We start from the raw sequence: 26,675 nt of genomic DNA, 5'->3' as shown, positions 1-26,675 counted from the left end.
CGTCGCCCACTCGTCCGGGCCACTCCCCTGGTTACCCGTGGGTAACAAGGGCTATCGTGCGGACAGGATTTCTGTCTACTTCAGGAGCATTCGTGGCCGCACCAGCAACGCCGCCTCTTGCGCCGACCGCGCGTGGGGTACGCAACGTCGTGTTCGTCGAAGGGGTACGCACCCCCTTCGGCAAGGCGGGTGACAAGGGCATCTACGCCGGGACCCGCGCGGACGACCTGGTCGTCAACGCCATCCGTGAGCTGCTGCGGCGGCACCCCGAGCTGCCGCCCGAGCGCGTGGACGACGTCGCCATCGCCGCGACGACCCAGATCGGCGACCAGGGCCTGACCATCGGGCGCACGGCCGCCCTGCTGGCCGGCCTGCCGAAGTCCGTGCCGGGTTTCGCGATCGACCGCATGTGCGCCGGCGCGATGACGGCCGTGACCACGGTCGCGAGCGGCATCGGCTTCGGCGCCTACGACATCGCCATCGCCGGCGGCGTCGAGCACATGGGCCGCCACCCGATGGGCGAGGGCGTGGACCCGAACCCGCGCATCATCGCCGACAAGCTCGTGGACCCGACCGCGCTCGTCATGGGCCAGACCGCGGAGAACCTGCACGACCGGTTCCCCGAGATCACCAAGGAGCGCACCGACGCCTACGCCGCGCGCAGCCAGGAGCGCTACGCCGAGGCCGTGAAGACCGGCAAGATCGGCCCGGAGCTCGTGCCGGTCGCGATCCGGTCGAAGGAACTGGGCTGGGGCCTCGCGACCGAGGACGAGCCGCCGCGCCCGGGCACGACCGTGGAGCAGCTGGCGAAGCTGAAGACGCCGTTCCGGCCGCACGGCCGCATCACCGCGGGCAACGCCGCGGGCCTCAACGACGGCGCCACCGCGTCGCTCCTCGCCGACGAGGAAACCGCGCGCGAGCTGGCCCTGCCCGTCGCGATGCGGCTGGTCGGCTACTCGTTCGCCGGCGTCGAGCCCGAGGTCATGGGCATCGGCCCGATCCCGGCGACGGAGAAGCTGTTCAAGCGCACCGGGTTGTCGATCGACGACATCGGCCTGTTCGAGATCAACGAGGCGTTCGCCGTGCAGGTGCTCGCCTTCCTCGACCACTTCGGCATCGACCAGGACGACCCGCGCGTGAACCAGTGGGGCGGCGCGATCGCGTGCGGGCACCCGCTGGCCTCGTCCGGCGTGCGGCTGATGACGCAGCTGGCGCGCCAGTTCGCCGAGCGCCCCGACGTGCGCTACGGCATGACCACCATGTGCATCGGCATCGGCATGGGCGGCACTGTGATCTGGGAGAACCCGGCGTTCGAGGGGGCGAAGTAAATGACTTTCACCGCTGAAGAGGCCAAGGCCGCGTTCCCCGACGAGGTCGTGACCACCGCCGTCACGCGCCTGGTGAAGGTGCCCGGGCTCGCGAAGCCGGTCGCGCTGATCACGCTCGACAACGGCCACGACCACACCCGGCCGAGCACGTTCGGCCCGCAGGGCCTCGTGTCGCTCAACGCCGCGCTCGACGTGGCATTCGAGGCCGAACCCGCGGCGATCGCGGTCACCGGCAAGCCGTTCATCTTTGCCGTCGGCGCGGATCTGTCCGGTGTGGAGGCCGTGTCGGACCCGGCGCTGGCCCGCAAGATCGCGCAGACCGGCCACGACGTGTTCCGCCGGCTCACCGAGTCGACGATCCCGACGTTCGGCTTCGTCAACGGCGCGGTGATGGGCGGCGGGCTCGAGCTCGCGCTGTCGTGCCACTACCGCACGCTGTCGGAGAACACCGCCGCGATCGCGTTCCCCGAGGTGTTCCTCGGCCTGTTCCCGGGCTGGGGCGGCACGCAGCTGCTGCCGAACCTCATCGGGGCCGACGCCGCCGTGACCGTGATCATCGAGAACGCGCTGGCGCAGAACAAGATGCTCAACGTCAAGCAGGCGGCCGAGCTCGGCATCGTGGACGAGGTGTTCGGCTCGGCCGACTACCTCGAGCAGTCGCTGCTGTGGCTCGCCAAGGTCGTGAACGGCGAAGTCACCCCGGCCCGGCGCGACATCGACCGCGGCGCCGGCTGGGACGCGGCCGTCGCGCGGGCGAAGTCCATCGTGGACGGTCGCACGCACGGCGCGTCGCCGGGCGCGACGAAGGCCGTGGAGCTGCTGGAGCTGGCGCGGGAGAACGATCTCGACCGCGGGTACGCCGCCGAGACGGACGGGCTGGCCGAGCTGCTGATGTCCGACGTGCTGCGCGCCGGGCTGTACTCGTTCAACCTCGTGAACAAGCGCGCTAAGCGGCCGGCCGGTGCGCCGGACAAGTCGTTGGCGCGCAAGGTGAACAAGGTCGGCATCGTGGGCGCGGGCCTGATGGCGAGCCAGCTCGCGCTGCTGTTCGTGCGCCGTCTCAAGGTGCCGGTGGTGCTCACCGACGTCGACCAGGCACGCGTCGACAAGGGCGTGGGTTACGTCCACGACGAGATCGACAAGCTGCTCGCCCGCAAGCGCGTGTCGCCGGACGGCGCCAACCGGCTCAAGGCGCTGGTGACCGGGTCGCTCGACAAGGCCGCGTTCGCCGACGCCGACTTCGTGATCGAGGCCGTGTTCGAAGAGCTGGGCGTGAAGCAGGCGGTGTTCGCGGAGCTGGAGCAGCACGTGTCGCCCGAGGCGATCCTGGCGACCAACACGTCGTCACTGTCGATCACGGCGATGGCCTCGAAGCTGCAGCACCCCGAGCGCGTGGTGGGTTTCCACTTCTTCAACCCGGTCGCCGTGCTGCCGCTGCTGGAGATCGTGCGCGGCGAGCAGACCGATGACGCCACGCTCGCCACGGCGTTCTCGGTCGGCAAGCAGCTGAAGAAGTCGAGCGTGCTGGTAAAGGACGCCACGGCGTTCGTCGTCAACCGGCTCCTGCTGCGCTTCCTCGGCGAGGTGCTGGTGTCCGTCGACGAGGGCACGCCGTTCGAGGTCGCGGACTCGGCGCTGGAGCCGCTCGGCCTGCCGATGTCGCCGCTGAACCTGATGCAGCTCGTGGGCCCCGCCATCGCGCTGCACGTGGGCGAGACGCTGCACGGCTCGTTCCCCGACCGCTTCACGGTGAGCGAGAACCTCGCCAAGTTCGTGCAGGCGGGCAAGAAGGGCGTGTGGACCTGGGACTCCTCGGGCACCGCGTCCGTCGACCCGGAGGTCGACGCCCTCTGGACGCGCGGCGGGTCGCCCTCCACGGCCGAGCAGGTGCGTGACCGCGCGCTGAACGCGATCGCCGAGGAGATCCGCATCATGCTCGACGAGGGCGTGGTCGCGGAAGCGCAGGACATCGACCTGTGCCTGCTGCTGGGCGCGGGCTGGCCGTTCTGGAACGGCGGCATCACGCCGTACCTGGACCGCGCGGGGGTTTCGGAGCGGGTGAACGGTAAGCCGTTCCTGGCTCCGGGTGTGGCTTCGGTGCCGGTGGCTTGATGTTCTCGGGGCGGCTGTCCTGTGTGGACGGCCGCCCCGGTTCGGCGCTTACGCGCAGACGTCGCCCTGTGCCTCCGGGGCGTACTTTTCCTGCGCGGCCTCGAGGTCGAACGTCTTTGTCTTCTGCGCGTCCGGGAACCGCTGCTTCAACTCCGCGGCGTAAGCATTGAGGTCGGTGCCCGGCACCGGAAGCACGGCCACCGTCGCCGGCATGGCGCTCTCACTCGTCGCGGCGATTTTCGCCGGATCCTGCTGGTAGATCTTCTTGAACTCCATCCAGGTCAGGGCCTGGGTGTCGAGGTAGACCCGGCGGGCCTTCGGGTCGTTCCGGAGCACGGCGGCGGCGCTCCGCATCGCATCGTCGTCGCGGAAGTAGACCTGCACGGCCATGCAAGACTGATGTCCGGTTGTCGGCGGTAATGTCCGGTTCGCCGCCAACACCACGGGCCGCACCGCCCCGACGACGAGGAACGCGGCACCGGCGCCCACCCCGAGCGCAACCACCATGACGGGCGCGAGCCAGCGCCACAAACGAATCCCCATGCGCCGATTCTTCCTGACCCGTCAGAACTCTCCCGCGCGCGGGCAGGCCGGGCCCCTTTTGTCCGGCTCCAGCTTGTCCCTGACGGCATTGATGTCGAAGGGCTGGGCGTTCTTCGCGGTCGGGAACCGCTTGCCGAGCTCTGTCGCGTAGGCGGTGAGGTCGGTGCCCGGCACGGGGATCACGGTCACCGAGGCCGGCATGTTCTCCGGGCCTGCCTCGGCCAGCAGATCGGGGTGGTCCTTGAACAGCTCCTGGAAGCGCACCCACGCCTCGGCCTGGGTCTCGGTGTACACGCGCCGCGCCTTCGGGTCGTCGGCGAGCGCGGCGGCGGCCCTCCGCATCTCCTGGTCGAGATCCCGCCCGGGCGCACCGGCGTCGAAGAACACCTGAACGGCCGCGCACGGCCGATGCCCTGCCAGCGGCACCGGTGTGCGATCCACCGGCAGCGGAGCCGGCCGCACGGCCGCCCCGACGACGAACGCCAGCCCGACGCCCGCGCCCAGTGCGAGCACCAGCACCGGGGCGAGCCAGCGCCAGATACGAATCCCCATCATTCGATCATCACCCACGCGGCCGGGACCGGTCCCCGTCAGTACTCGCCCGCACGTGGGCAGGTCGGGGCGTCGCGAGGTTTGCCGAACTTCTCGTTGAAGGCGTTGACGTCGAGGGAGTAGACCTCCTGCGCGTCCGGGAAGCGGGTCTTCAGGCGGGCGGTGTAGGCGACGAGGTCGGTGGCGGGCGGCGGCACGACGGTGACCACCGCGGGCGAGCTCTCCTCGCCGCCCAGGCCGTTCAGGATCTCCGGATGGTCCTTGAAGCCGTCGCGCAGAGAGAGGAAGGACTCATGTTTGGTCTCGACGAAGACCAGCCGCGCGTCGGGATCGTCGTGGAACGAGCCGGCCGCGCGCCGCATCTGCTCGTCGGTGTCGAAGTACGCCTGCACATCCCGGCACAGCTGGTGTGCGGCGAGCGGCACCGGCGTGCGGTCGATCGGCAGCGGATCCGGCCGCACGGCCATGCCGACCACGAAGGCCAAGCCGACACCCGCGCCGAGCGCGGCCACGAGAACAGGCGCCAACCAGCGCCACAAGCGAATCCCCACGCACGATCATCAGCGCGGCGCGCGGGAACGTTACCGGGCGGGAACTCCTTGCGGACCCGCCGGAAGGTGCACTGTCACCGTCAACCCGCCGCCCACCACAGGTTCCGCGGAGATCGCGCCGCCGTGGGCCTGGACGGCGGCGCGGACGATCGAGAGGCCCAGGCCCGCGCCGGAGCGGGCGGTGCGGGCGACGCCGGCGCGGCGGAAGGGTTCGAACAGCTCCGGCACAGCCGCCGGGTCCAACAGGCCGCCCGACGAGCGCACGCGCAGCGTGGACCACTGGGGGCCCGGTGTCGTGGTGACCTCGAGCCAGCCGTTGTCGACGTTGTGGCGCACAGCGTTCTCGACGAGGTTGCCGGCGATGCGTTCGAGGAGCGCGGGGTCGCCGAACGCGGGCGCGGCGACGGTGGCGAACTCGGCCCGCAGGCCACGCGCCGAAGCCTCCGCGCGCACAGCCGCCCACGCGCGTCCGACGAGCACCGCCAAGTCCACCGGCTCCCGCAGCACCAAGCCGGCGCCGTCGGTGCGGGCCAGGAGCAGCAGGGAGTTCACGAGCTGGCCCGCGCGTTCCGTGGCGTCGCGGACCACGCCGCCCATCCGCCGGAGTTCCGCCTCGTCGGCTTCCTCGTCAGACAGCGTGACGTCGAGCTCGGTGCGGATGACCGAAAGCGGCGTGCGCAGCTCGTGGCTCGCGTTGGCGACGAAGTGGCGCTGCGCGTCGAACGCGGCCTGCAGGCGGTCGAGCATGTCGTCGAAGGTCTGGGCCAGCTCGGCCAGCTCGTCGCGCGAGCGGATCTCGCCGATGCGCTCGCCCATCGACTCCACCGACAGCCGCCGCGCGGTGCCGGTGATCTCGCGCAGCGGCAGCAGCACGCGCGAAGTGAAGGTCCACGCGAGGATCGCCGCCGCGGCCACGACGAAGCAGAACGCCAGCGAGCCGAAGATCAGCACCCGGTTCACGGCGTGCGTGCGCAGGTGCTGCGCGAGCGTGGACGCGTCGACGTCGACTCCGTCCACACGCACGATCGTGCCGGGCGGCATGTGCGGCACGGCGTCCACCGCGTCGCCCACGAGCGACCACGCCAGCCACAGCAGGAGCAGCCCGGCCGCGGCCACCAGCACGGTCGCGAGGATCGTGACCCGGGCCCGCAGGCTGCGTGTGCCGGGCAGGTTCACTACGCGCCGGCCTCCGCGACCGGCACGCGGTAGCCCGAGCCCACGACGGTCTCGATGATCCCCGGCTCACCCAGCTTCTTGCGCAAGGTCATCACGGTCACCCGCACCGTCGTGGTGAACGGGTCGGCGTTCTCGTCCCACACCCGTTCCAGCAGCTCCTCGCTGCTGACCACCGAACCCGAAGCCGACAGCAGGACCTCGAGCACGCCGAACTCCTTGCGCGTCAGGTCGATCGGCCCGCTCGCGCGGCGCACGATGCGCTTCGCCGGGTCCAGCTCCACGTCGCCCGCCGTGAGCAGCGGTGGCGCGGCCGGCGTCGCGCGGCGGCCGAGCGCGCGCACGCGGGCGACCAGCTCGGGGAACGCGAAGGGCTTCGCGAGGTAGTCGTCCGCACCGAGGGACAGCCCGTCGACCCGGTCGGAGACGGAACTGCTCGCGGTGAGCATGAGCACCCGCGTCAGCTCGCCCGAAGCGACGATCTCGCGGCACAGCTCGTCGCCCGACATCCCGGGCAGGTCGCGGTCGAGCAGCACCACGTCGTACCGGGTGACGGACGACTTCTCATGCCCGTCGTCACCGGTCAACGCGACGTCCACCGCCATGCCCTCACGGCGCAGGCCGCGGGCGATCGCGTCGGCCAAGGGCTCTTCGTCTTCGACTACCAGAACACGCACGAGACCACAATCCCACAGTTTCCTGAGAGCACCTGAGAGACCTGAATGGACACTCCGGTCACCTCACGCGCAGCTCACGGCGAACGTCGAGCCGGCGTCACGACCAGCGCAACGCGAACCAGAGCCGCATCCTCGTCTCCGGGTCCGAAAGATCCACGCCGAGCGCCCGTTCGGCCTGCCCGATCCGGTGCCGGACGCTGTTGCGGTGCACCCCGAGCTCGGCGGCCGTGCGGTCCCAGCCGCCGTGGTGCGCGAGCCAGGTGCGCAGCGTCGGCACCAGCTCCCGGTCGTGCGCGCGGTCCAGCTCCCGCAACGGCGCCAGCACCCGCTCGGCGAACCCCGCCGCGGCACCGGGCGCGACGAGCGCGTCGAAACCCAGCGGATCCGCGGCCACCACCGGGCGCCCGAGGGCCTGCGCCCGGGCCAGCAGCAGCTCCGCCTCCGCGAGCGCGCCCGGCAGCCCGTCCGCGGTCACGGGCGAGCCTGCCACCGCGAGCCAGCCGTGCTCGCGCAACCCGTCGAGCTCCGGCGACGCACCCACCACCGCCAGGAACCGCGGCCCGGCCAGCACCTGCACGAGCGGGGTGTCGAGCCGCGCGCGCAGCCAGTCGTGGCGCACGGCGACCTCGTCCGGACCCCGGCGGTGCGCGACCCCGGCCACGAGCCGGCACTCCCCCGTGCCCAGCAATGTCGCCAGCACGTCCGCGCCGCCCTGCCCCAGCAACAACCCGGTGGCCGCCGCGCCGAGTTGCGCGGTGTCGGACCCGGCGCGGCCGACGAGCCCGAGCAAAGCCGCGCCGACAGCGAGGATCGCGCGGTCACCACCGTCGAACCGGCGGCGACGCCCGAGCACGAGCAGGTGCGCCGCCGTCGCCTGCGGGTACACCGGCTGCGCCACCACGTACGTGCTGTCGGGCAGCTCGGTGGTCGCGATGCGGATGCCGGTGCCCGCGCGCAACGTCGTGAGCAGGTCCGTGACTTCGCGCGGCAACGGCTGCGGCGCGTCGTGCCCCGCCACGAGCGCGTCCGCGCGCCCGACGAGCGCCACCCAGCCCCGCAGCCGCTCGGCCAGCGTCGTCACGAGCGCCCCCATGCCGTCGCCCGCAGCGCGCGTGAGGGCCTCACGCGCGACGGCCGTCCGGCGCTGTTCGCGTTGCCCCGCCTCGCCGAGCTCGACGGCCACGGCCCGGCTGATCGCGAGGAACGGCGTACGCGGCGGCACGACGACCAGCGGCAGGCCGTGGCGCACGCACGCGTCGCGCAGCGGCTCCGGCAGGGTCTCCGACACCGTCGGCGTGAGGCCGAAGCCCAGCGCGGTCACGCCGGCGTCGCGCAGGCGGCGGACGTAGTGCCCGGGCTCGCGCGGCAGGTTCACCCCGGCGGTGAGCACCAGCTCGGCGCCGAGCAGGTAGGGCGCGGGATCGTCGAGCTCGCTCACGTGGGCCCAGCGCACGGGCGCGTCGAGCGCACCCGGCCGCAGCGTCTCCCGCACGAGGTCGAGCGCGAGCTCCGGGTTGCCGACAACCGTCCGTAACGGAACATTCACTTCCGCGGACTCGTGCGCGAGATTCTGGGTCATTCCATCCCGGCTTTCGAAGGTTCTTGGCCGGATCGTCCCATGCCGCAGCGGTGGCGCACGAACCTACGGTGGCCCGAACAACCCCGCAGAGAACCGAGGAGGACCCCGTGGGCGGCGACTACGCGGTGATCGCGCTGTACATCGCGGGCATGATCGGAGTGGGCTGGATCGGCCTGCGCCTGGCGAAGACGAAGTCCGACTACCTCGTGGCGGGCCGGCGGCTGGGCTGGTTCATGTACTCCGGCACGATGTCGGCCGTCGTGCTCGGCGGCGCGTCCACGGTCGGCGGCGTGAAGCTCGGTTACACCTACGGCGTCTCAGGCGCTTGGCTCGTGGTCACCATCGGCGTCGGCATCCTCGTGCTTCACGCGGTGTTCGCGCGGCGGCTGGTGAAGCTGCGCGTGTACACCGTCGGCGAGATGCTCGACCTGCGCTACGGCGGCCGCACCAGCGCCGTGTCCGGGGTCGTCATGTGGGGCTACACGCTCATGCTCACCGTGACCTCGACGCTGGCGTTCGCGTCGATCTTCAAGGTCCTGTTCGCCATCCCGAGCTGGGCCGGCATCGCGATCGGCGGCTCGATCGTGGTGCTCTACTCGGTGCTGGGCGGCATGTGGTCGATCACGCTCACCGACATCGCGCAGTTCGTGATCAAGACGATCGGCATCCTGTTCGTGCTGCTGCCGATCGCCCTCGTCTCCGCCGGCGGCTTCGGCGGGATGGCCGAGAAGCTCGACGCCACCTACTTCGAGTTCACCTCGATCGGCGGCGAAACCATCCTCACCTACTTCCTGATCTACACCTTCGGCCTGCTCATCGGGCAGGACATCTGGCAGCGGGTGTTCACCGCCCGCACCCCGCGCATCGCGACCGGCGGCGGCATCATCTCCGGCGTCTACTGCCTCGTCTACGGCGTGGCCGGCGCGCTCATCGGCACCGCCGCGAAGGTGCTCTACCCCGACCTCGGCAGCGCGCAGGACGCGTTCGCCACCATCGCCGAACGCCTGCTGCCGACCGGCGTGCGCGGGCTGGTGCTGGCCGCCGCGCTGTCGGCGCTCATGTCGACCTCCAGCGGCGCGCTGATCGCGTGCGCCACCACGACGACGTCGGACCTGCTGCGCAAGATCGGCCTCAAGGGCGGCGAGGTGCTGCGCAACCGCGTCACCACGCTGGTCCTGGGCATCGTCGCCATCGGCATCGCGATGGTCGTGGACGACGTCGTCAACGCGCTGACCATCGCCTACGACATCCTCGTCGGCGGCCTTCTGGTCACGATCCTCGGCGCGCTGTTCTGGAAGCGCGGCACCCGCCAGGGCGCGTACGCGTCGATGGTGGCCGGCACCGGGTTCGTGGTCGCGTTCATGATCATCGACGGGGTCGCGGCCAACAGCCCGATCTACTGGGGCCTCGGCGCGAGCCTGATCGTGTACGTCGCGGTGAGCCTCGCGACGCCGCGCACCCCCGAAGCCATCCTGTCGGTCTGGACGCGGCGCCTGAACGGTTCCGCGGCAGACGAAGAGAAAGCGGCAGCGGAGACCCCGGCCGCCGCGAAGGCCTGAACACCCCCAACCACGAGGAGCACACCGCAGTGAGTGACTTGCCCCCGATCGGCCCGCTCGACTCGTCGCGCGTCCCGCGCTTCGCCGGCTTCGCGACCTTCGCGCGGCTGCCGCGGATCGACGAGGTGGAGCGCGCCGACGTCGCCGTGGTCGGCGTCCCGTTCGACTCCGGCGTGTCGTACCGGCCGGGCGCGCGCTTCGGTCCCGCCGCCGTGCGCGAGGCGAGCCGGCTGCTGCGGCCGTACCACCCGGCGCTGGACGTGTCGCCGTTCGCCGAACGGCAGGTCGTGGACGCGGGTGACATCGCGGCGAACCCGTTCCACATCGGCGAAGCGATCGAGAAGGTGCAGCAGGACGCCGAGGCGCTCATGGCCGGCGGCACGCGGCTCGTGACGGTCGGCGGCGACCACACCATCGCGTTGCCGCTGCTGCGGGCGACGGCGAAGCAGCACGGTCCCGTCGCGCTGCTGCACTTCGACGCGCACCTCGACACGTGGGACACCTACTTCGGCGAGCCCTACACGCACGGCACGCCGTTCCGCCGCGCCGTCGAGGAAGGAATCCTCGACACGGCAGCGCTTTCGCACGTCGGCACGCGCGGGCCGCTGTACGGCAAGCGCGACCTCGAGGAGGACCGCCGGCTCGGCTTCGGCATCGTCACCTCCGGCGACGTGCTGCGCCGCGGCATCGACGAGACCGTCGACGCGCTGCGGCAGCGCATCGGCGACCGGCCGCTGTACGTCTCGGTGGACATCGACGTGCTCGACCCCGCGCACGCACCCGGCACCGGCACGCCCGAGGCGGGCGGGATGACGAGCCGCGAGCTGCTGGAGATCCTGCGCGGGCTGCGCGACCTGCACCTGGTGGGCGCCGACGTCGTCGAGCTGGCCCCGGCCTACGACCACGCCGAGATCACCGCCATCGCGGCCTCGCACGTGGCCTACGACCTCGTGAGCCTGCTGGCGCTGGAGGAGAGCGAATGACGCGCATCGGGGGCGACGTCGTCGTCGAGACGCTGCGAGCGCTCGGTGCGGACACGGTGTTCGGCCTGCCGGGCCAGCACGCGCTGGGGTTGTTCGAGGCGCTACGGCGCGCGGACGACGTGCGCGTGGTGAGCTCGCGGGTGGAGAACAACCTCGCGTTCGCCGCCGACGGGTTCGCCCGCGCGCGGCTGGCCGCGGACCCCCGCGGCCCGGTGCCGGTGACGCCGATGATCGTGTCGACCGGCCCGGGTGCGCTGCTGACGCTGGCCTCACTACAGGAGTCGCGCGCCGCGTCGGTGCCGGTGCTGGGGATCTCCAGCCAGATCCCCGTCGCCGGGCTCGGCGGCGGGCGGCACGGTTACCTGCACGAACTGCCGGACCAGCAGGCGAGCTTCCGCGACGTCGTGAAGTCGGTGCACGTGGTCCGGACCGCCGGCCAGATCCCGACGGCGTTGCGCGAAGCGTGGACGGCGGCGGCAACCGCGCCGTACGGGCCGGTGTGGGTGGAGATCCCGCAGGACGTGCTGCTGGCGCCGGCTTCCTTGCCACCGCTGCACGACGTGACGGCGACGCCGGTGCCGCTGGAACCGTTGCCGGAGCTGGTGGCGGAAGCTTCCCGGCTGCTGGCCGCGGCCGAGAACCCCGTGATCCTCGCCGGCGGTGGCGCCCTGCGGTCCGGTGTGCGTGCGGAATTGCAGGCGCTCGCCGAGGCGTTGCGGGCGCCGGTGGTGTCGACGTTCGGCGGGAAGGGCGTGTTCCCGTGGAACCACGAGCTTTCGGCGCGCTCGTGGCTGGAGGACTGGCACACCACGGAGTTCCTGGCCGGCGCGGACGTGCTGCTGGTGCTCGGTTCCGGGCTCGGCGAGCTGTCGAGCAACTACCGCGAGTTCGCGCCACGCGGGCGGGTGATCCAGGTGGAGGCCGACCTCGGGAAGCTGGAGTCGAACTACCCCGCGCTGGGCATCCACGCCGACGTGCGGCTGTTCCTGCGGGCGCTGGAAGTTCCCCCGAGGACCGCGGACGGACGCGCCGAAGCCGCCGTCGAGGACCTGCTGGCCCGCGTCGAGTCGCGATTGGACAGTCAGAACCTGGCGGCGGAACGCAAGCTCGTCGACGACCTCCGCGCGGCGGTACCGGACGGCACGCAGACGTTCTGGGACATGACGATCGCCGCCTACTGGGCGTGGTCGGCGTGGCAGCCGGACGGCGCACCGATCCACACCGCGCAGGGTGCGGGCGGCCTCGGCTACGGCCTGCCCGGCGCGCTCGGCGCGGCCGCCACGGGGATCCCCACACTGGCCGTCTCCGGCGACGGCGGCGCGATGTACGGCCTGGCCGAACTCGCCACCGCGAAGCAGCACGGCCTCGACGTCACGTGGCTCGTGATCGACGACGGCGGTTACGGCATCCTGCGCGAGTACCTCACCGGCGCGTTCGGCGAGACGTCCGCGACCGAGCTGGCGCGGCCCGACTTCGTGGCGCTGGCGAAGTCGTTCGGGGTTCCGGCCGTGCTGTCCACACCGGACTCCGTCGGCGCCGACCTGGCGAAGGCCCTGCGCACGCCCGGACCGTCGGTGGTCGTGCTGCCCGCCGTGCTGAAGATGTTCGCCCCGACCCACCTGGAGCGGCGGTGACCCCGGGGGGCATTCGGCACGGTCGACCTCTCCGGACAGTCCGAAGTCGACAAGGCGATGACCGCCGGACGCCCGCGGTGGTCTGAACGCCGAACGGCGGGCCCCTTCAAGAAAGGACCCGCCGCCGAAAGCGAAAAAACTCAGCCCCGCGGATTCTCCGCCGGTACATCCTGCGCCACGCCCAACCGACCCGACGCCCACTCCGTGATCCGGCGAGCCACGTCCTGGGCGGTCAATCCGACCCGGTCCAGCACCTCGTCCCGCGAACCGTGGTCGTGGAAGCTCTGCGGCACGGCCAGGTCGCGCAGCGGGACGTCGCAGTCGGCGTCGCGCAGGACGGCGGCCAGGGCGGAGCCGAAGCCGCCGTGGCGGCCGCTGTCCTCGACCGTCACCACGAGCTTGTGCTGTTCCGCGAGGGCGACCAGTTCGGCCGGCACCGGGACGACCCAGCGCGGGTCGACCACCGTGACGCCGATGCCCTGGTCGGCCAGGCGGTCGGCGGCCGCGAGGCCCAGTTTGCCGAACGAGCCGACGGCGACGAGCAGCACGTCGGGGGTGCAGGACTCGCGCGGGCGGCGCAGCACGTCGACCGTGCCGAGGCGTTCCACGGCGGGCAGGTCGGCGCCGACGGTGCCCTTGGAGAAGCGCAACGCGGTCGGGCCGTCCTGTACGGCGACGGCCTCGCGCAGCTCCTCGCGCAGCGTGCCCGGGTCGCGCGGCGCGGCCACGCGCATGCCGGGCACCATGCCGAGCAGCGAGAGGTCCCACATGCCGTGGTGGCTGGGGCCGTCGGGACCGGTGATGCCGGCGCGGTCGAGCACGAACGTCACCGGCTGGCGGTGCAGCGCCACGTCCATCAGGACCTGGTCGAACGCGCGGTTGAGGAACGTGGAGTAGACCGCCACCACCGGGTGGTAGCCGCCCATCGCGAGGCCCGCCGCCGACGTCACGGCGTGCTGCTCGGCGATGCCGACGTCGAACCAGCGGTCCGGGAACTTCTCGGAGAACTTCTCCAGGCCGGTGGAGCGCAGCATCGCGGCGGTGATCGCCACCACGTCCTCGCGCTCGGCGCCGATCTTCGCCAGCTCGTCGCCGAACACGCCGGTCCAGCTGGGGCCCTTCACCGGCGGCAGGCCGGTCTCCGGGTCGATCGGGTCGGTCTGGTGCATCTGGTCGGCCTGGTGGTTCACCGCGGGCGCGTAGCCGTGGCCCTTCTCGGTGACCACGTGCACGATCACGGCGCCGCCGAACGCGCGGGCGCTCTGCAACGCCTTCTCCAGCGCCACCAGGTCGTGGCCGTCGACCGGGCCGAGGTACTTCAGGCCCAGGTCGGAGAACATCACCTGCGGGCTCAGCGCGTCTTTGATGCCGGCCTTCGCGGCGTGCAGCGCGGCGTAGATCGGCTTGCCCACCACGGGGGTGTTGCGCAGGATCTCGCGCCCGCCGTCGAGCAGGCGCTCGTAGCCGGGCTGCAGGCGCAGCGCCGCGAGGTGGTCGGCGAGCCCGCCGATGGTCGGCGAGTAGGAGCGGCCGTTGTCGTTGATCACGATCACGACCGGGCGGTCCCGGTTCGCCGCGATGTTGTTCAGGGCCTCCCAGCACATGCCGCCGGTCAGCGCGCCGTCGCCGACGACCGCCACGGCGTGGCGCGGGGCACCGCCGGACAGCTCGAACGCCTTCGCCAGGCCGTCCACATAGGACAGCGCGGTGGACGCGTGGCTGTTCTCCACCAGGTCGTGCTCGCTCTCGGCGCGCGACGGGTACCCGGTCGGCCCGCCGAGCTGGCGCAGCTTGTCGAACTCGGTGTGCCGGCCCGTCACGATCTTGTGCACGTACGCCTGGTGACCGACGTCCCACACGATCGCGTCGCGTGGCGAGTCGAACACCCGGTGCAGCGCGAGCGTGAGCTCCACGACACCCAGGTTCGGGCCCAGGTGACCCCCGGACCGCCGCACCTTCTCGACGAGGAAATCCCTGATCTCGGCGGCCAGCTCGTCGAGGTCCTCGACGCTCATGCGCTTCAGGTCCGCCGGTCCGTGCACGGAGTCCAGCATCGTCACAGCTCCACCTCGCCTGGTTCCCTTCGCTCCCGCCAGTTCGGGCCAGTCTACGGATCCGCGCCACCACCGCCGCGCCGCCCGCGTCCCGGATCACACGCCGAGGCCCCGCGCAACTCCACGGTCGGGTGTGAACATGGAGTCTTCGGCCAAGTCGCGGCTACCGCGAGTGGCCCCGATAATCCGAACCGGACCAAGATCGAGAGGACCTCATGGCGGACCTGTACATCGGCGGCGAATGGGTGAACGCGAAGGCAGGTGGCCGGCGCGAAATCCGGTGCCCGGCCGACGGGTCGCCGGTCGCCGAGGTGGCCGAGGCCACGCGCGAGGACACCGAGGCCGCGATCGCCGCCGCCCGGCGCGCGTTCGACACCGGCCCGTGGCCCTCGACGCCCGCCGCTCAGCGCGGTGACCTGCTGCTGCGCACAGCCGACCTGCTCGACCGCGACGCCGAGACCTTCGCCCGCGCCGAATCGCTCGACACCGGCAAACGCCTGGTGGAGAGCCGCTACGACATGGCCGACATCGCCGCCTGCCTGCGGTACTTCGGCAAGCTCGCGGCCAACGACGCGGGCCGCGTGGTCGACACCGGCAGCGCCGACGCGTTCAGCCGGATCGTGCACGAACCGGTGGGTGTGTGCGGGCTCATCACGCCGTGGAACTACCCGCTGCTCCAGACCACCTGGAAGGTCGCGCCCGCGCTGGCCGCGGGCAACACGTTCGTGCTCAAGCCGAGCGAGCTGACGCCGCACACGTCGATCCTGCTCATGAAGCTGCTCACCGAGGCAGGCCTGCCCGGCGGAGTCGCCAACCTGGTGCTCGGCGCGGGCCCGGAAGCCGGCGCGCCGCTTTCGGAGCATCCGGACGTGGACCTGGTCTCGTTCACCGGTGGCCTGGCCACCGGCCGCGTGATCGCCGCCAACGCCGCCGCGACGGTGAAAAAGGTGGCCCTGGAGCTCGGCGGCAAGAACCCCAACGTGGTGTTCGCCGACGCCGACTTCGAGACCGCCGTGGACTACGCCCTCACCGCCGTGTTCCTGCACTCCGGCCAGGTCTGCTCCGCGGGCGCGCGCCTGATCGTGCAGCGCGAGTGGCACGACGAGTTCGTCGACGAGCTGGTGCGCCGCGCCGAGCGGATCCGCCTCGGCGGGCCGTTCGACGACCACGCCGAGACCGGACCGCTGATCTCGGCCGCCCACCGTGAAAAGGTCGAGCGCTACGTCGCCACGGCCCTGGCAGAGGGCGCGGTGCTGCGGACCGGCGGCAAGCGGCCCGACGACCCCGAGCTGCAGAACGGTTTCTACTACCTGCCGACGATCCTCGACAACGTCGCACAGGGCAGCCACGCCGTGGTCGAGGAGTCGTTCGGACCGGTGCTCACGGTCGAGACCTTCACCGACGAGGACGACGCCGTGCGCATCGCCAACGACACCCACTACGGGCTGGCCGGCGGCGTGTTCACCAACGACGCGGCCAAGGCACAGCGCGTGGCGAACCGCTTGCGCCACGGCACGGTCTGGATCAACGACTACCACCCGTACCTGCCGCAGGCCGAGTGGGGCGGCTACAAGCAGTCCGGCTTCGGCCGCGAGCTGGGCCCGACCGGCCTGGCCGAGTACACGGAGGCCAAGCACATCTACCAGAACCTCCGTCCCGGCCCGCAGAAGTGGTTCGCCGGCTGACACCCGCGCGCTGAAGAAGCGCTTTCAAGCCCTAGTCCGATCGAGAACCACCGAAAGGACCAGTGCCCGTGAGTACCGACACCGGCGGCCGTGGCAACGCGGACACCAGCGATCAGGAACTCGGCGAGTTCGGCTACACCAACCAGCTCAAGAGAACGCTGGGCAGCTTCCACACCTTCGCCGCCGGCATCAGCTACATCTCGGTGCTCACGGGCGTCTTCCAGCTCTCCTACCTGGGCATCTCGCAAGGCGGCCCGGCGTACTGGTGGTCGTGGCCGATGGTGTTCGCCGGCCAGCTCATGGTGGCGCTGAGCTTCGCGGAGCTGGCCGCGCAGTACCCGGTGGCCGGGTCGGTCTACAACTGGGCGAAGAAGCTCGGCAACGGGCACGTGGCGTGGCTGGCGGGCTGGATGATGCTGCTGGCCTCGATCGTGTCCATCTCCGCAACGGCGCTGGCGTACCAGCGCACGCTGCCGCAGATCACCTCGTTCTTCCAGTTCATCGGCGACGGCTCGGGCTCCAGCGACGCGGCCAACGGCGTGCTGCTGGCCACCTTCCTGATCGTGTTCACCACGCTGGTCAACGCGTTCGGCGTGAAGCTGATGGCGCGGATCAACAGTGCGGGCGTGTTCATCGAGCTGCTGTTCGCGGTGCTGCTGGTGGTGTTCCTGGCGTTCCACTTCGTGCGCGGCCCCGGTGTGGTCACGGAGACGAACGGCACCGGCGCCGGGCACGCGGGCGGCTACCTCGGCGCGTTCCTCATCGCGGCCATCGCGTCGTCCTACGTGATGTACGGGTTCGACACGGCGGCCTCGCTCGGTGAAGAGTCGGTGGACCCGCACCGCAACGCGCCGAAGGCGATCATGCGGGCGCTCGTGGCGTCCTTTCTGCTCGGCGGGCTGATCATCCTGTTCGCGCTCATGGCCGTCGGCAACATCCACGCGCCGGAGCTCGGCACGGTCGGCCTGCAGTTCGTGCTCACCGACGCGCTCGGTCCGGCGATCGGGCGGATTTTCCTGTTCGTGGTGTTCATCGCGATCACCGTGTGCGTGCTGGCCGTGCACACGGCGGCGATCCGCATCGCGTTCGCGATGGCGCGCGACAACGCGCTGCCCGGCGGCTCGCGGCTCGCGCGGGTGAGCAAGAAGACCGGCACGCCGGTGCTGCCCGCGATCGTGATCGGCGTGATCGCGATCGCGCTGCTGCTGGTGAACATCAACTCGTCGCAGATCTTCTCGGCGGTCACGAGCCTCGCGATCATCCTGATCTACCTGGCCTACCTGCTGGTGACGGTCCCGATGCTGATCAAGCGCCTGCGCGGCGGCTGGCCGCGCAAGGACTGCCCGCCGGGGCGGTTCTCGCTCGGGCGCTGGGGCCTGCCGGTGAACGTGCTCGCGGTGCTGTGGGGCATCGGGATGACCGTGAACCTCGCGTGGCCGCGCACGGAGATCTACAACGCGGCCCCGCCGTTCCACTGGTACCTGCGCTGGAGCTCGGTGCTCTTCGTCGGCGTGTTCGCGGCCGGCGGGTTCGCCTACTACTGGTTCGTGCAGCGCCACCGCATCGGGGTGCTGGCCGGCCACGCCTCGGTGCCGTCGTCTCAGAAGGAGGAGTCCCGGTGAACGAGTTCGACTACGTGGTGGTCGGCGGCGGCACGGCGGGTTCGGTGGTGGCGGCGAGACTTTCGGAGGACCCGGACGTCACCGTCTGCCTGCTGGAAGCCGGACCGTCCGATGTGGACGACGCCGCCGTGCTCGAGCTGACGAACTGGATGGCGCTGCTGGAATCCGGCTACGACTGGGACTACCTGGTGGAGCCGCAGGAAGCCGGCAACTCCTACCTCCGCCAGGCCCGCGCCCGGGTGCTCGGCGGGTGCTCTTCGCACAACTCGTGCATCGCGTTCTGGGCGCCGGCCGAGGACCTCGACGAGTGGGCCGCGCTGGGCCTGCCGGGCTGGTCGGCCGCCGACATCTTCCCGCTGTACCAACGACTCGAGACCAACGACGGCCCCGGCGAGCACCACGGCCGCACCGGACCCGTCACGATCCGGTCCGTGCCGCCGCATGACCCGGCGGGTGTCGCGATGCTCGCCGCGTGCGCGCAGGCAGGCATCCCGACCACGGAGTTCAACTCCGGCAAGACGGTGACCCACGGCGCGAACTGGTTCCAGATCAACGCGCGCGAGGACGGCGTGCGATCTTCGGCTTCGGTGTCATACCTGCACCCGATCCTGGGCACCCGCGAGAACCTCGAGGTGCGCACCGGCGCGCGGGCCAAGCGGCTGCTGTTCGACGGCCGCCGCTGCACCGGCGTCGAGCTGCAGCACCCCGACCTGATCCACCGCACGACCGTGACGGCGCGGCGCGAGGTGATCGTGAGCTCCGGCGCGATCGACACGCCGAAGCTGCTGATGCTCTCGGGCATCGGGCCCGCCGGGCACCTGCGCGAGGTGGGCGTGGACGTGCTCGTGGACTCCCCCGGCGTCGGCTCGAACCTGGAGGACCACCCCGAGGGCCTGGTCCAGTGGGACGCGCTGCAGCCGATGGTCACCGAATCCACGCAGTGGTGGGAGATCGGCATCTTCACGTGCACCGAGGAAGGTCTGGACCGGCCGGACCTGATGTTCCACTACGGCTCGGTGCCCTTCGACATGAACACGCTGCGCCACGGCTACCCGACCACGGAGAACGGCTTCTGCCTGACGCCGAACGTCACGCGCAGCCGTTCGCGCGGCACCGTCCGCCTGCGCACGCGCGACTTCCGCGACAAGCCCCGCGTGGACCCGCGCTACTTCACCGACGAGCACGACATGCGCGTGATGACCCGCGGTGTGAAGCTGGCCCGTGAGATCGCCGCGCAGCCGGCGCTGGACGAGTGGGCCGGCATCGAGCTCTCACCGGGCCGCGACTGCGTGAGCGACGACGAGATCGCCGACTACCTGCGCAAGACCCACAACACCGTCTACCACCCCGCCTGCACCGCGCGGATGGGCCCGGACGGCGACCCCGGGGCCGTGCTGGACGCCCGCCTGCGCGTGCGCGGCGTCGAGGGCCTGCGGGTGGCGGATGCTTCGGTGATGCCGTTCCTGGTGGCGGTGAACCCATGCATCACCACGATGGCCATCGGCGAGAAGTGCGCGGACCTCGTGAAGGCCGGCCGCTGACCTGACCTGACCTGACCGGACGGGCCGGGCCGGGTTTCCGGTGAGCGGCACCGTCCACAAGCGTCCGTCCGGAGGCAGTGGAACCGGTGCCGACGCCCGTAGACTCGGGTCCCCGGGCCTGGTGGAGGTGTCGTGAGCGGTGGGTCGCTGCGCAGGACGCGGGTGGTCGTCGTGGCCGCCACCGCGGTGGCGGGCGTGGTGGCCCTCGTGATGCCGACAGCCCACGCCCTGTCCGACCGGCTGACCGACATCGCCCCCGGCCCGGAGCTCGACCTGGCGCTGCGGCTCGTGTGCGCGGTGGCGATGGCCGCGGCGTTCGCGCTGGCGTGGGTCACGCTGCGGCGGCACAGCGACGAGCCGCTGGCGTTCGCGACGCTGCCGGGGCTCATCGTGTGCGGCATCGCCGTGCGCTACCTCGTGCGGACGCTGCCGGCGGCGGCCGAGGTGTTCCCCTCCGCCGAAGTCCGGCCGGCGCTGGGCGCGTGGCTGCTGCTCGGCGTGGGCGTGCTGCTGACCGTGATGGGGCTCGCAGCCGGATTCGCCGCGAAGCGCCGCTGACGCATTGCAAGAGTAGGCAATGCTTACCTAATATCCCCGCATGACTTCTGGCCTGGTGGGGCGGCGTGGGGTGCTCAAAGCCGCAGTGGGGGTGTCGGCGGGACTGGCACTGGCGGCCTGTTCGAGCACCGGAGAGGCGGCTTCGCCGAGCGGCCCGTCCGCGCCGGGTTTCCCGGTCGACGTGAAGGGCGTCGAGGGCACCACCACGATCCCGGGGCCGCCGCAGCGCGTGGTGTCGGTGGGCCAGTACCGCGACTCCGACGCGGCCGTGGCGCTGGGTGTCGTGCCGCTCATCACCCCTGACCTGGGCAAGTTCCTGCCGGGCGGCATGTCTCCGTGGCTGAAGGCAAAGGCGGGCGCCCACCCGCCGGAGCTGTTCGCCGACACGCAGCTGCCCTTCGAGCGCATCGCCGCGCTCAAGCCCGACCTGATCCTCGGCACCGACCGGTCCACGCTGGCCCAGGACTACAAGACCCTCAGCGCGATCGCCCCGACGCTGTCGTCCGTCTCCGGGTACAACAAGGACACCTGGCAGGTCACCACGCGCCGCGTCGCCACGGCGCTGGGCCGGGTTGACGCGGCCGAGAAGCTCGTGACCGACGTCGAGGCCCAGATCAAGGCCGCCAAGGACGCCAACCCGAGCTTCGCCGGGCGCACGTTCACCATCGGCCCGGTCACCGGCGACGGCACGATCACCACGATCAGCAGCGCCCAGGACGCGTCCGCCCTGTTCTTCGCGCAGCTGGGCCTGGTGCTCTCGCCGAAGGTGACGTCGCTGCCCCAGACCTCGATCCCGGGCCGCTCGCAGATCAGCCCGGAACGCCTGGACCTCATCGACGCCGACGTCCTCGTGCTCACCTACACCACACCGGGCAGCCGCGCGCAGACCGAGGCACTGCCGCTGTTCCAGCAGCTCCCCGCCGTGCGCCGCGGCTCGTACGTCGCACTCGACCTGACCACGGCGATCGCGCTGGCATTCCCGTCGGCGCTATCGGTGCCTTACGGCCTGAAGGAGGTCGTGCCGAAGATCGCCGGTGCGCTGTGATTTGGCCCCGCCTCCGGCGGGGTGCGCGAGATCGCCTTTGAGCCCGCGATCTCGCTCCGTGGTTACGGAACAGAGTTGCTGCAGTAGCGCCACGCATTAGCGTTCCCCTCGGCGTTCCCCTGCCGCACAGGCCGCAGGAGGCCGTGCCGAAGATCGCCGGGTGCGATCAAGACCTGAGTGCTCACGCGCGCACCGGCGTCCTCCCGAGGAACGCCGCCAGCCGGTCGGCCGCCGCCGCGTCCGGGGGCGCCGGCTGCTCCGGCGCGAACGGACCGCCCAGGGGCCGGCCTGGTCGCCGAACCGCGTCCGCCAGGACTCGAGTGCCTGCTCCGCGAGGTCGGGCACGAAGTCCGTGGGCTGGCCCGTGGCGTCGGCGACGTCCCAGCCGTGCGCGAGGTACTCGTTGAGCCGCATGTGGACCAGCAGTGAGCCCGGCACGTCGCCGAGCGGCGTCGTCACCAGGCGCGTGGCCAGGCCGGGCTCGGCGAGCACCTCGCGCGCCCGCGCCACGGAGGCCGTGAACGCGCCGGGTGGGTCGGCGCCGAGGTAGTCGCCGGGTGGCGCGGCCGGGCCCGCGCCGGCCCATTCCGCGACGCGCGCGTTGCCGTGCGCGAGGTGGTTGACCACCGCGCGCACTGTGATTTGGCCCCGCCTCCGGCGGGGCGTGCGAGATCGCCTTTGAGCCGGCTTGTGGATCGAGCGGTCGGATCGGCCTGGCGGCCGATCGCACCACTCGATCCACAAGCCGGCGCGATCTCGCGCCGTGGGTGCGGAAGGGGGTTACTGGAGAAGCGCCACGCACTCCACGTGATGGGTCATCGGGAACGCGTCGAACGCCCTCAGGTCCGTGAGCGAGTACCCGTGGTCGGCGAAGGTCGCCAGGTCCCGGGCGAGCGCCGCGGGATCGCAGGCGACGTACACGATCCGGTCGGGCGAACCCGCCGCGATCGCGTCCACCACCGCGCGCCCGGCGCCCTTGCGCGGCGGGTCGAGCACGACCACGTCGACGGGCTTCGGCGCATCCGCCAGGGCGTGTTCGACCCGGCCCTCGCGCCACGACACCTGCGGCAGGTCCGCGAGGTTGCGCTCGCCGTCCGTCACCGCCTGGCGGCCGGACTCCACGGCGAGCACGTGGCCGTCCGGCCCGACCTGCTCGGCCAGCACCGAGGCGAACAACCCGATGCCGGCGTAGAGGTCCCACGCGACCCCGCCGCGCGGGGCCTCGGCCCACTCGCGCACGAGCTGCGCGAACGTGTCCGCCGCGAAGGGGTGCACCTGCCAGAAGCCGTGGGCGTCGAGACGCCAGTCGCGGTCTGCCGCGTGCTGCACGGCGAGACCGCCGGACAGCTGGCGCGACTTGTTGCGGCCGTGGACGGTGGAGAGCTCGCGCAGGTGCGTGTGCCCGTCGCCGTCGGTGGTCGTCTCGAGCTCGGTGCCCGGGCGCCAGCGCTTGGCCAGCGCCACTTCGAGCGTGCCCGGCACCGCGATCGGGCAGTCGTCGAGCGCGACGACGCGGTGGCTGTGGTGCGCGCGCAGCCCGGCGCGTCCGTCGCGGCCGACCACGAGCCGCACGCGGCTGCGCCAGCCGAGCGGGCCGCCCTCGAGCGGCTCGACCACGACGTCGCGCGTGATGCCCGCCAGGCGTTCCAGCTGCTCGGCGACCACGGCCGCCTTCAGGGCGCGCTGGTACTCCGGGTCGGCGTGCTGCCAGTCGCAGCCACCGCAGCCACCCGGCGCGGCCAGCGGGCAGGGCGGCGTGACGCGGTGCTCCGAAGCGTCGAGCACCTCCACCGCGTCCGCCCGGCAGAACGAACCGCCCTTGTCCTCGGTCACCTCGGCGCGCACGCGCTCGCCCGGCAACCCGTGGCGCACGAACACCACCCGTCCGTCCACACGCGACACGCAGTGGCCGCCGTGGGCGACCGGGCCGATCTCGAGCTCGAGCACGCGGCCGAGCCAGTTTTCCGTCATTCAGCAGGTTCCTTGGCTTGTTTCGGGGTTTCCACACGCTTCGCGGCCGCTGCGCCGCCGCTCGCCGCGAACCCGCGCCGCACGTCACCGGCCGCGGGCCGGGCCCGGCGACCGCGCTCGGCCGCCTTCGCCGACGACTCGAGCTGCCACGGCACGCTCGCGACGATGACGCCCGGCTGGAACAGCAGCCTTCCCTTGAGCCGCAACGCACTCTGGTTGTGCAGCACCTGCTCCCACCAGTGGCCCACCACGTACTCCGGGATGAACACGGTGACCACGTTGCGCGGATTGTCGCCGCGCACGCGCTTCACATAGTCCAGCACCGGCTTCGTGATTTCGCGGTAGGGCGACTCGACGACCTTCAGCGGCACCTTGAACTTGTGCGCCTCCCACTCGGCGGTGAGCCGGCGGGTGTCGGCGTCGTCGACGTTCACGGTCACGGCCTCGAGCACGTCGGGCCGCATCGCCTTGGCGTAGGCGAGTGCACGCAGCGTCGGGCGGTGCAATTTGGACACCAGCACGATCGCGTGGTTGCGCGAAGGCAGCACGGTCGGGGTGTCGCCGAGCTCCTTCAGCTCTTCGGAAACACGGTCGTAGTGCTTCCGGATCGCCGTCATCAAGGCGTAGATCGCCACCATCGCCGCGATCGCGATCCACGCGCCGAGCAGGAACTTGGTGATCAGCACGATGATCAGCACGGTGCCGGTCATCGTGAGACCGATCGCGTTGACCGTCTGCGAGCGCCGCATCCGCCGCCGCACCGCGCCGTCGGTTTCCTTGGCCAGCAAGCGGTTCCAGTGCCGAACCATGCCGGTCTGGCTGATCGTGAACGACACGAACACACCCACGATGTAGAGCTGGATGAGCCGCGTGACCTCCGCGTCGAACGCGATGATCAGCACCAGCGCGAAGACCGAGAGGAACAGGATGCCGTTGGAGAACGCCAGCCGGTCGCCGCGCGTGTGCAGCTGCCGCGGCAGGTAGCGGTCCTGCGCCAGGATCGAGCCGAGCACCGGGAAACCGTTGAACGCCGTGTTGGCCGCCAGCAGCAGGATGATGCCGGTGGCGAAGGAGATGTAGTAGAACGCCGGCGGGAAGCCGGCGAACACGGCCTGGGCGATCTGCGTCACGATCGTCTTCTGCTGGTACCCCTGCGGCGCGCCCTGCAGCTGCTCGGCCGGATTGTCGGCGAAGTTCACCTTGGTGATCACGGCGAGCGTGATGATGCCAATGAGCATCGTCACCGCGAGCACGCCCATGAGCAGCAGCGTGGTGGCCGCGTTCTTCGACTTCGGCTTCCTGAACGCCGGCACGCCGTTGCTGATCGCCTCGACCCCGGTCAGCGCCGCCGCGCCCGAGGAGAACGACCGCAGGATCAGGAAGACGAACGCGAACCCGGTCCACGTGCCCTCGGAGTGCAGCGTGAACCCGGCGCTCTCCGCCCGCATCGTCGTGCCCGTCGCGGCCTCGATCAGCCCCCATACGACCATGACCAGGATGCCGATGATGAACCCGTAGACGGGGATTGCGAAGGCTTTGCCCGATTCGCGCACTCCGCGCAGGTTCAGCGCGGTCAGCACCGCGACGATCACCACGGAGGTGATCACCTTGTGCTCGGCGACCCACGGGATCGCCGAGCCGATGTTGGCGACACCGGACGAAGTGGACACCGCGACGGTCATCACGTAGTCCACGAGCAGGGCGCTCGCCACCGTGAGGCCGAACTTGCTCCCCAGGTTGGTGCCGGCGACCTCGTAGTCACCGCCACCGCTCGGATAGGCGTGCACGTTCTGCCGGTACGACGCCACGACCGTCAGCATGACCAGCGCCACGGCCACCCCGATCCACGGCGCGAACGCGTACGCCGACAGCCCGGCGAAGCTCAGGGTCAGGAAGATCTCCTCCGGCGCGTACGCGACGCTGGAAAGCGCGTCCGAGGCGAAGATCGGCAGCGCGATGCGCTTGGGCAAGAGCGTGTGGCCGAGCCTGTCACTGCGGAACGGACGTCCGAGAACCAGGCGCTTCAACACGGTCGGGAACTTCGACACCACGGAAGCGTAACTGCCACCCCGCAGGGTAGGTTCGGCGCTGGTGCGCGAGGGTACCTACGGACGGGTTTACCCCCACCTACGAGGAGGCAAGGCGTGCACGTGGTGATCATGGGGTGCGGCCGGGTCGGCGCATCTCTGGCCGCGGCGCTGGAGCGTCTCGGCCACGAGGTGGCCGTCATCGACAAGAACCCCCAGGCGTTCCGCCGGCTGGGACACGACTTCCACGGCCAGCAGATCGTCGGCGTCGGTTTCGACCGGCAGGTGCTGATCGAAGCCGGCATCGAAGAGGCCGGCGCGTTCGCGGCCGTGTCCAGCGGGGACAACTCCAACATCATCTCCGCGCGGGTCGCGCGCGAGAACTTCGGCATCGAGCACGTGGTCGCGCGGATCTACGACCACAAGCGCGCCGCGGTGTACGAGCGGCTGGGCATCCCCACCGTCGCGACGGTGCCGTGGACCACCGACCGCTTCCTGCGGACCCTGCTGCCGGACGGCGTCGCGTCGGTGTGGCGCGATCCGTCGGGCAACGTCGCGCTGCTGCAGCTGCCGCTGAACGAGGGCTGGGTCGGGCGCAGCGTGCGCGAGCTCCAGGACGCCACGGGCGCGCGCGTCGCGTTCATCATGCGGTTCGGCAACGGCGTGCTGCCGGACAACAAGACCATGGTGCAGGCCGACGACGTCGTGTACGCCGCGGCCCGCTCCGGCACCGTCAGCGACGTGACGAGCGTGGCCGCTCGCGCTCCGGAGGAGGAGAACTGATGCGGGTCGCGATCGCGGGTGCCGGCGCCGTCGGGCGCTCCATCGCCGTCGAGCTGATCGACGGGCGGCACCAAGTGATGCTGATCGAGCGTGAGGCGGACCAGTTCGAGCCCGACAGCGTGCCGCAGGCCGACTGGGTGCTCGGCGACGCGTGCGAGCTCTCGAACCTCGAGGAGTCCGGCATCGAGCGCTGCGACGTGGTGATCGCCGCGACCGGCGACGACAAGTCCAACCTCGTGGTGTCGCTGCTCGCGAAGACGGAGTTCGCTGTGCGCCGCGTAGTGGCCCGCGTGAACAACCCCGCCAACGAATGGCTCTTCACCGACGCCTGGGGCGTCGACGTGGCCGTGTCGACCCCGCGCATGCTCGCCGCGATGGTCGAGGAGGCCGTGAGCGTCGGCGACCTCGTTCGGCTGATGACCTTCCGCCAGAGCCAGGCGAACCTCGTGGAGCTCACGCTGCCCGAGGAGACCCCGTTGGCCGGCAAGCCCGTGAGCGACATCGCGCTGCCCCGCGACTCCGCGCTCGTCACGATCCTGCGCGGCGACCGCGTGATCGTGCCGCAGCCGGAGGACCCGCTGGAAGCCGGTGACGAGCTGCTGTTCGTGGCGACGTCGGACGTCGAGCCGGAGATCCGCACGGCCCTGGGATACTGAGGCACACAGGAAAGGCCCCTCACGAGCGAGTGAGGGGCCTTT

The 26,675-nt window shown here is 71.3% G+C and carries 22 protein-coding genes; 12 read left to right on the top strand and 10 right to left on the bottom strand.

Features of this window, described 5'->3' with window-relative positions; translation table 11 throughout:
* Positions 1 to 92 precede the first annotated feature (92 nt).
* Together AB0H62_RS37870 and AB0H62_RS37865 are read left to right on the top strand one after the other, a co-directional pair.
* Complete coding sequence (locus AB0H62_RS37870; protein ID WP_360591480.1) at positions 93 to 1,328, top strand: thiolase family protein; 1,236 nt, start codon at positions 93 to 95, stop codon at positions 1,326 to 1,328.
* A complete protein-coding gene (locus AB0H62_RS37865) occupies positions 1,329 to 3,440 on the top strand; it encodes a 3-hydroxyacyl-CoA dehydrogenase NAD-binding domain-containing protein (RefSeq protein ID WP_220238361.1) in 2,112 nt (703 codons plus the stop codon).
* 48 nt (positions 3,441 to 3,488) lie between these two features.
* Here the strand turns inward: AB0H62_RS37865 and AB0H62_RS37860 are convergent, their stop codons facing one another.
* The 6 genes from AB0H62_RS37860 to AB0H62_RS37835 all read right to left on the bottom strand — a co-directional run bounded on the left by AB0H62_RS37860 (position 3,489) and on the right by AB0H62_RS37835 (position 8,515).
* Positions 3,489 to 3,983 carry a hypothetical protein gene (locus tag AB0H62_RS37860; protein WP_360591477.1) on the bottom strand — a complete coding sequence of 165 codons (495 nt, stop codon included), beginning with the start codon at positions 3,981 to 3,983 and terminating at the stop codon, positions 3,489 to 3,491.
* A 21-nt stretch (positions 3,984 to 4,004) separates the two neighbouring features.
* Positions 4,005 to 4,535 (bottom strand): permease-like cell division protein FtsX, encoded by a 531-nt coding sequence (locus tag AB0H62_RS37855; RefSeq protein ID WP_220238359.1) that lies wholly within the window; start codon positions 4,533 to 4,535, stop codon positions 4,005 to 4,007.
* A gap of 38 nt (positions 4,536 to 4,573) precedes the next feature.
* Positions 4,574 to 5,086 (bottom strand): hypothetical protein, encoded by a 513-nt coding sequence (locus AB0H62_RS37850; protein WP_220238358.1) that lies wholly within the window; start codon positions 5,084 to 5,086, stop codon positions 4,574 to 4,576.
* A gap of 30 nt (positions 5,087 to 5,116) precedes the next feature.
* On the bottom strand, positions 5,117 to 6,262 hold the full coding sequence (locus tag AB0H62_RS37845; protein WP_220238357.1) for a HAMP domain-containing sensor histidine kinase: 1,146 nt from the start codon (positions 6,260 to 6,262) through the stop codon (positions 5,117 to 5,119).
* On the bottom strand, positions 6,262 to 6,936 hold the full coding sequence (locus tag AB0H62_RS37840) for a response regulator transcription factor (RefSeq protein WP_220238356.1): 675 nt from the start codon (positions 6,934 to 6,936) through the stop codon (positions 6,262 to 6,264). The genes AB0H62_RS37845 and AB0H62_RS37840 overlap by 1 nt, the downstream gene beginning before the upstream one ends.
* Positions 6,937 to 7,033: 97 nt before the next feature.
* Positions 7,034 to 8,515: a PucR family transcriptional regulator gene (locus AB0H62_RS37835; RefSeq protein ID WP_360591474.1), complete on the bottom strand. Its 1,482-nt coding sequence runs from the start codon at positions 8,513 to 8,515 to the stop codon at positions 7,034 to 7,036.
* A 107-nt stretch (positions 8,516 to 8,622) separates the two neighbouring features.
* Here AB0H62_RS37835 and AB0H62_RS37830 point away from each other — a divergent pair, with 107 nt between their 5' ends.
* From AB0H62_RS37830 to AB0H62_RS37820, 3 genes are read left to right on the top strand one after another with little or no spacing between them, the layout of a single operon-like run.
* Positions 8,623 to 10,074, top strand: a complete 1,452-nt coding sequence (locus AB0H62_RS37830) for a sodium:solute symporter (protein ID WP_360591472.1) — start codon at positions 8,623 to 8,625, stop codon at positions 10,072 to 10,074.
* A 38-nt stretch (positions 10,075 to 10,112) separates the two neighbouring features.
* Entirely contained in the window at positions 10,113 to 11,057 is a 945-nt protein-coding gene (speB, locus tag AB0H62_RS37825; protein ID WP_360591606.1) for an agmatinase, read from the top strand.
* Entirely contained in the window at positions 11,054 to 12,691 is a 1,638-nt protein-coding gene (locus AB0H62_RS37820) for a thiamine pyrophosphate-binding protein (protein WP_360591470.1), read from the top strand. The genes speB and AB0H62_RS37820 overlap by 4 nt, the downstream gene beginning before the upstream one ends.
* Before the next feature lie 140 nt (positions 12,692 to 12,831).
* On the opposite strand, the gene dxs is transcribed toward AB0H62_RS37820, so the two are convergent.
* Positions 12,832 to 14,751 carry a 1-deoxy-D-xylulose-5-phosphate synthase gene (gene dxs, locus AB0H62_RS37815; RefSeq protein ID WP_220238351.1) on the bottom strand — a complete coding sequence of 640 codons (1,920 nt, stop codon included), beginning with the start codon at positions 14,749 to 14,751 and terminating at the stop codon, positions 12,832 to 12,834.
* 209 nt (positions 14,752 to 14,960) lie between these two features.
* Between dxs and AB0H62_RS37810 the strand changes: the two genes are divergently transcribed.
* The 5 genes from AB0H62_RS37810 to AB0H62_RS37790 all read left to right on the top strand — a co-directional run bounded on the left by AB0H62_RS37810 (position 14,961) and on the right by AB0H62_RS37790 (position 21,196).
* A complete protein-coding gene (locus AB0H62_RS37810) occupies positions 14,961 to 16,430 on the top strand; it encodes an aldehyde dehydrogenase family protein (protein ID WP_220238350.1) in 1,470 nt (489 codons plus the stop codon).
* 68 nt (positions 16,431 to 16,498) lie between these two features.
* On the top strand, positions 16,499 to 18,052 hold the full coding sequence (locus tag AB0H62_RS37805; protein ID WP_220238349.1) for an amino acid permease: 1,554 nt from the start codon (positions 16,499 to 16,501) through the stop codon (positions 18,050 to 18,052).
* Positions 18,049 to 19,593, top strand: coding sequence for a GMC family oxidoreductase N-terminal domain-containing protein (locus AB0H62_RS37800; protein ID WP_360591468.1), 1,545 nt, complete (start codon positions 18,049 to 18,051; stop codon positions 19,591 to 19,593). The genes AB0H62_RS37805 and AB0H62_RS37800 overlap by 4 nt, the downstream gene beginning before the upstream one ends.
* Positions 19,594 to 19,725: 132 nt before the next feature.
* The gene (locus AB0H62_RS37795; RefSeq protein ID WP_360591466.1) at positions 19,726 to 20,151 is read left to right on the top strand and encodes a hypothetical protein; all 426 of its coding nucleotides are present in this window, start codon (positions 19,726 to 19,728) and stop codon (positions 20,149 to 20,151) included.
* Positions 20,152 to 20,191: 40 nt separating this feature from the next.
* On the top strand, positions 20,192 to 21,196 hold the full coding sequence (locus AB0H62_RS37790; RefSeq protein WP_360591464.1) for an iron-siderophore ABC transporter substrate-binding protein: 1,005 nt from the start codon (positions 20,192 to 20,194) through the stop codon (positions 21,194 to 21,196).
* Between the two features lie 96 nt (positions 21,197 to 21,292).
* Here the strand turns inward: AB0H62_RS37790 and AB0H62_RS37785 are convergent, their stop codons facing one another.
* The 3 genes from AB0H62_RS37785 to AB0H62_RS37775 all read right to left on the bottom strand — a co-directional run bounded on the left by AB0H62_RS37785 (position 21,293) and on the right by AB0H62_RS37775 (position 25,215).
* On the bottom strand, positions 21,293 to 21,823 hold the full coding sequence (locus AB0H62_RS37785) for a hypothetical protein (RefSeq protein ID WP_360591462.1): 531 nt from the start codon (positions 21,821 to 21,823) through the stop codon (positions 21,293 to 21,295).
* Between the two features lie 153 nt (positions 21,824 to 21,976).
* A complete protein-coding gene (locus AB0H62_RS37780) occupies positions 21,977 to 23,167 on the bottom strand; it encodes a class I SAM-dependent RNA methyltransferase (RefSeq protein ID WP_360591460.1) in 1,191 nt (396 codons plus the stop codon).
* A complete protein-coding gene (locus AB0H62_RS37775) occupies positions 23,164 to 25,215 on the bottom strand; it encodes an APC family permease (protein WP_360591458.1) in 2,052 nt (683 codons plus the stop codon). The genes AB0H62_RS37780 and AB0H62_RS37775 overlap by 4 nt, the downstream gene beginning before the upstream one ends.
* A gap of 96 nt (positions 25,216 to 25,311) precedes the next feature.
* On the opposite strand from AB0H62_RS37775, the gene AB0H62_RS37770 reads away from it, so the two are divergent.
* Positions 25,312 to 25,977: a TrkA family potassium uptake protein gene (locus AB0H62_RS37770; protein ID WP_360591456.1), complete on the top strand. Its 666-nt coding sequence runs from the start codon at positions 25,312 to 25,314 to the stop codon at positions 25,975 to 25,977.
* The gene (locus AB0H62_RS37765; protein ID WP_220238343.1) at positions 25,977 to 26,633 is read left to right on the top strand and encodes a TrkA family potassium uptake protein; all 657 of its coding nucleotides are present in this window, start codon (positions 25,977 to 25,979) and stop codon (positions 26,631 to 26,633) included. The genes AB0H62_RS37770 and AB0H62_RS37765 overlap by 1 nt, the downstream gene beginning before the upstream one ends.
* Positions 26,634 to 26,675 lie beyond the last annotated feature (42 nt).

This window comes from Amycolatopsis sp. NPDC050768 (assembly GCF_040654155.1).
GTDB lineage: Bacteria > Actinomycetota > Actinomycetes > Mycobacteriales > Pseudonocardiaceae > Amycolatopsis.
This window is presented reverse-complemented; position numbering and strand designations above follow the sequence as displayed.

Bases quoted from the DNA above. Each gene is read 5' to 3' on its own strand.
- AB0H62_RS37865 (WP_220238361.1), top strand. From the start codon at position 1,329: ATGACTTTCACCGCTGAAGAGGCCAAGGCCGCGTTCCCCGACGAGGTC.
- AB0H62_RS37860 (WP_360591477.1), bottom strand. From the start codon at position 3,983: ATGGGGATTCGTTTGTGGCGCTGGCTCGCGCCCGTCATGGTGGTTGCG.
- AB0H62_RS37855 (WP_220238359.1), bottom strand. From the start codon at position 4,535: ATGGGGATTCGTATCTGGCGCTGGCTCGCCCCGGTGCTGGTGCTCGCA.
- AB0H62_RS37835 (WP_360591474.1), bottom strand. From the start codon at position 8,515: ATGACCCAGAATCTCGCGCACGAGTCCGCGGAAGTGAATGTTCCGTTA.
- AB0H62_RS37820 (WP_360591470.1), top strand. From the start codon at position 11,054: ATGACGCGCATCGGGGGCGACGTCGTCGTCGAGACGCTGCGAGCGCTC.
- AB0H62_RS37810 (WP_220238350.1), top strand. From the start codon at position 14,961: ATGGCGGACCTGTACATCGGCGGCGAATGGGTGAACGCGAAGGCAGGT.
- AB0H62_RS37790 (WP_360591464.1), top strand. From the start codon at position 20,192: ATGACTTCTGGCCTGGTGGGGCGGCGTGGGGTGCTCAAAGCCGCAGTG.
- AB0H62_RS37780 (WP_360591460.1), bottom strand. From the start codon at position 23,167: ATGACGGAAAACTGGCTCGGCCGCGTGCTCGAGCTCGAGATCGGCCCG.
- AB0H62_RS37765 (WP_220238343.1), top strand. From the start codon at position 25,977: ATGCGGGTCGCGATCGCGGGTGCCGGCGCCGTCGGGCGCTCCATCGCC.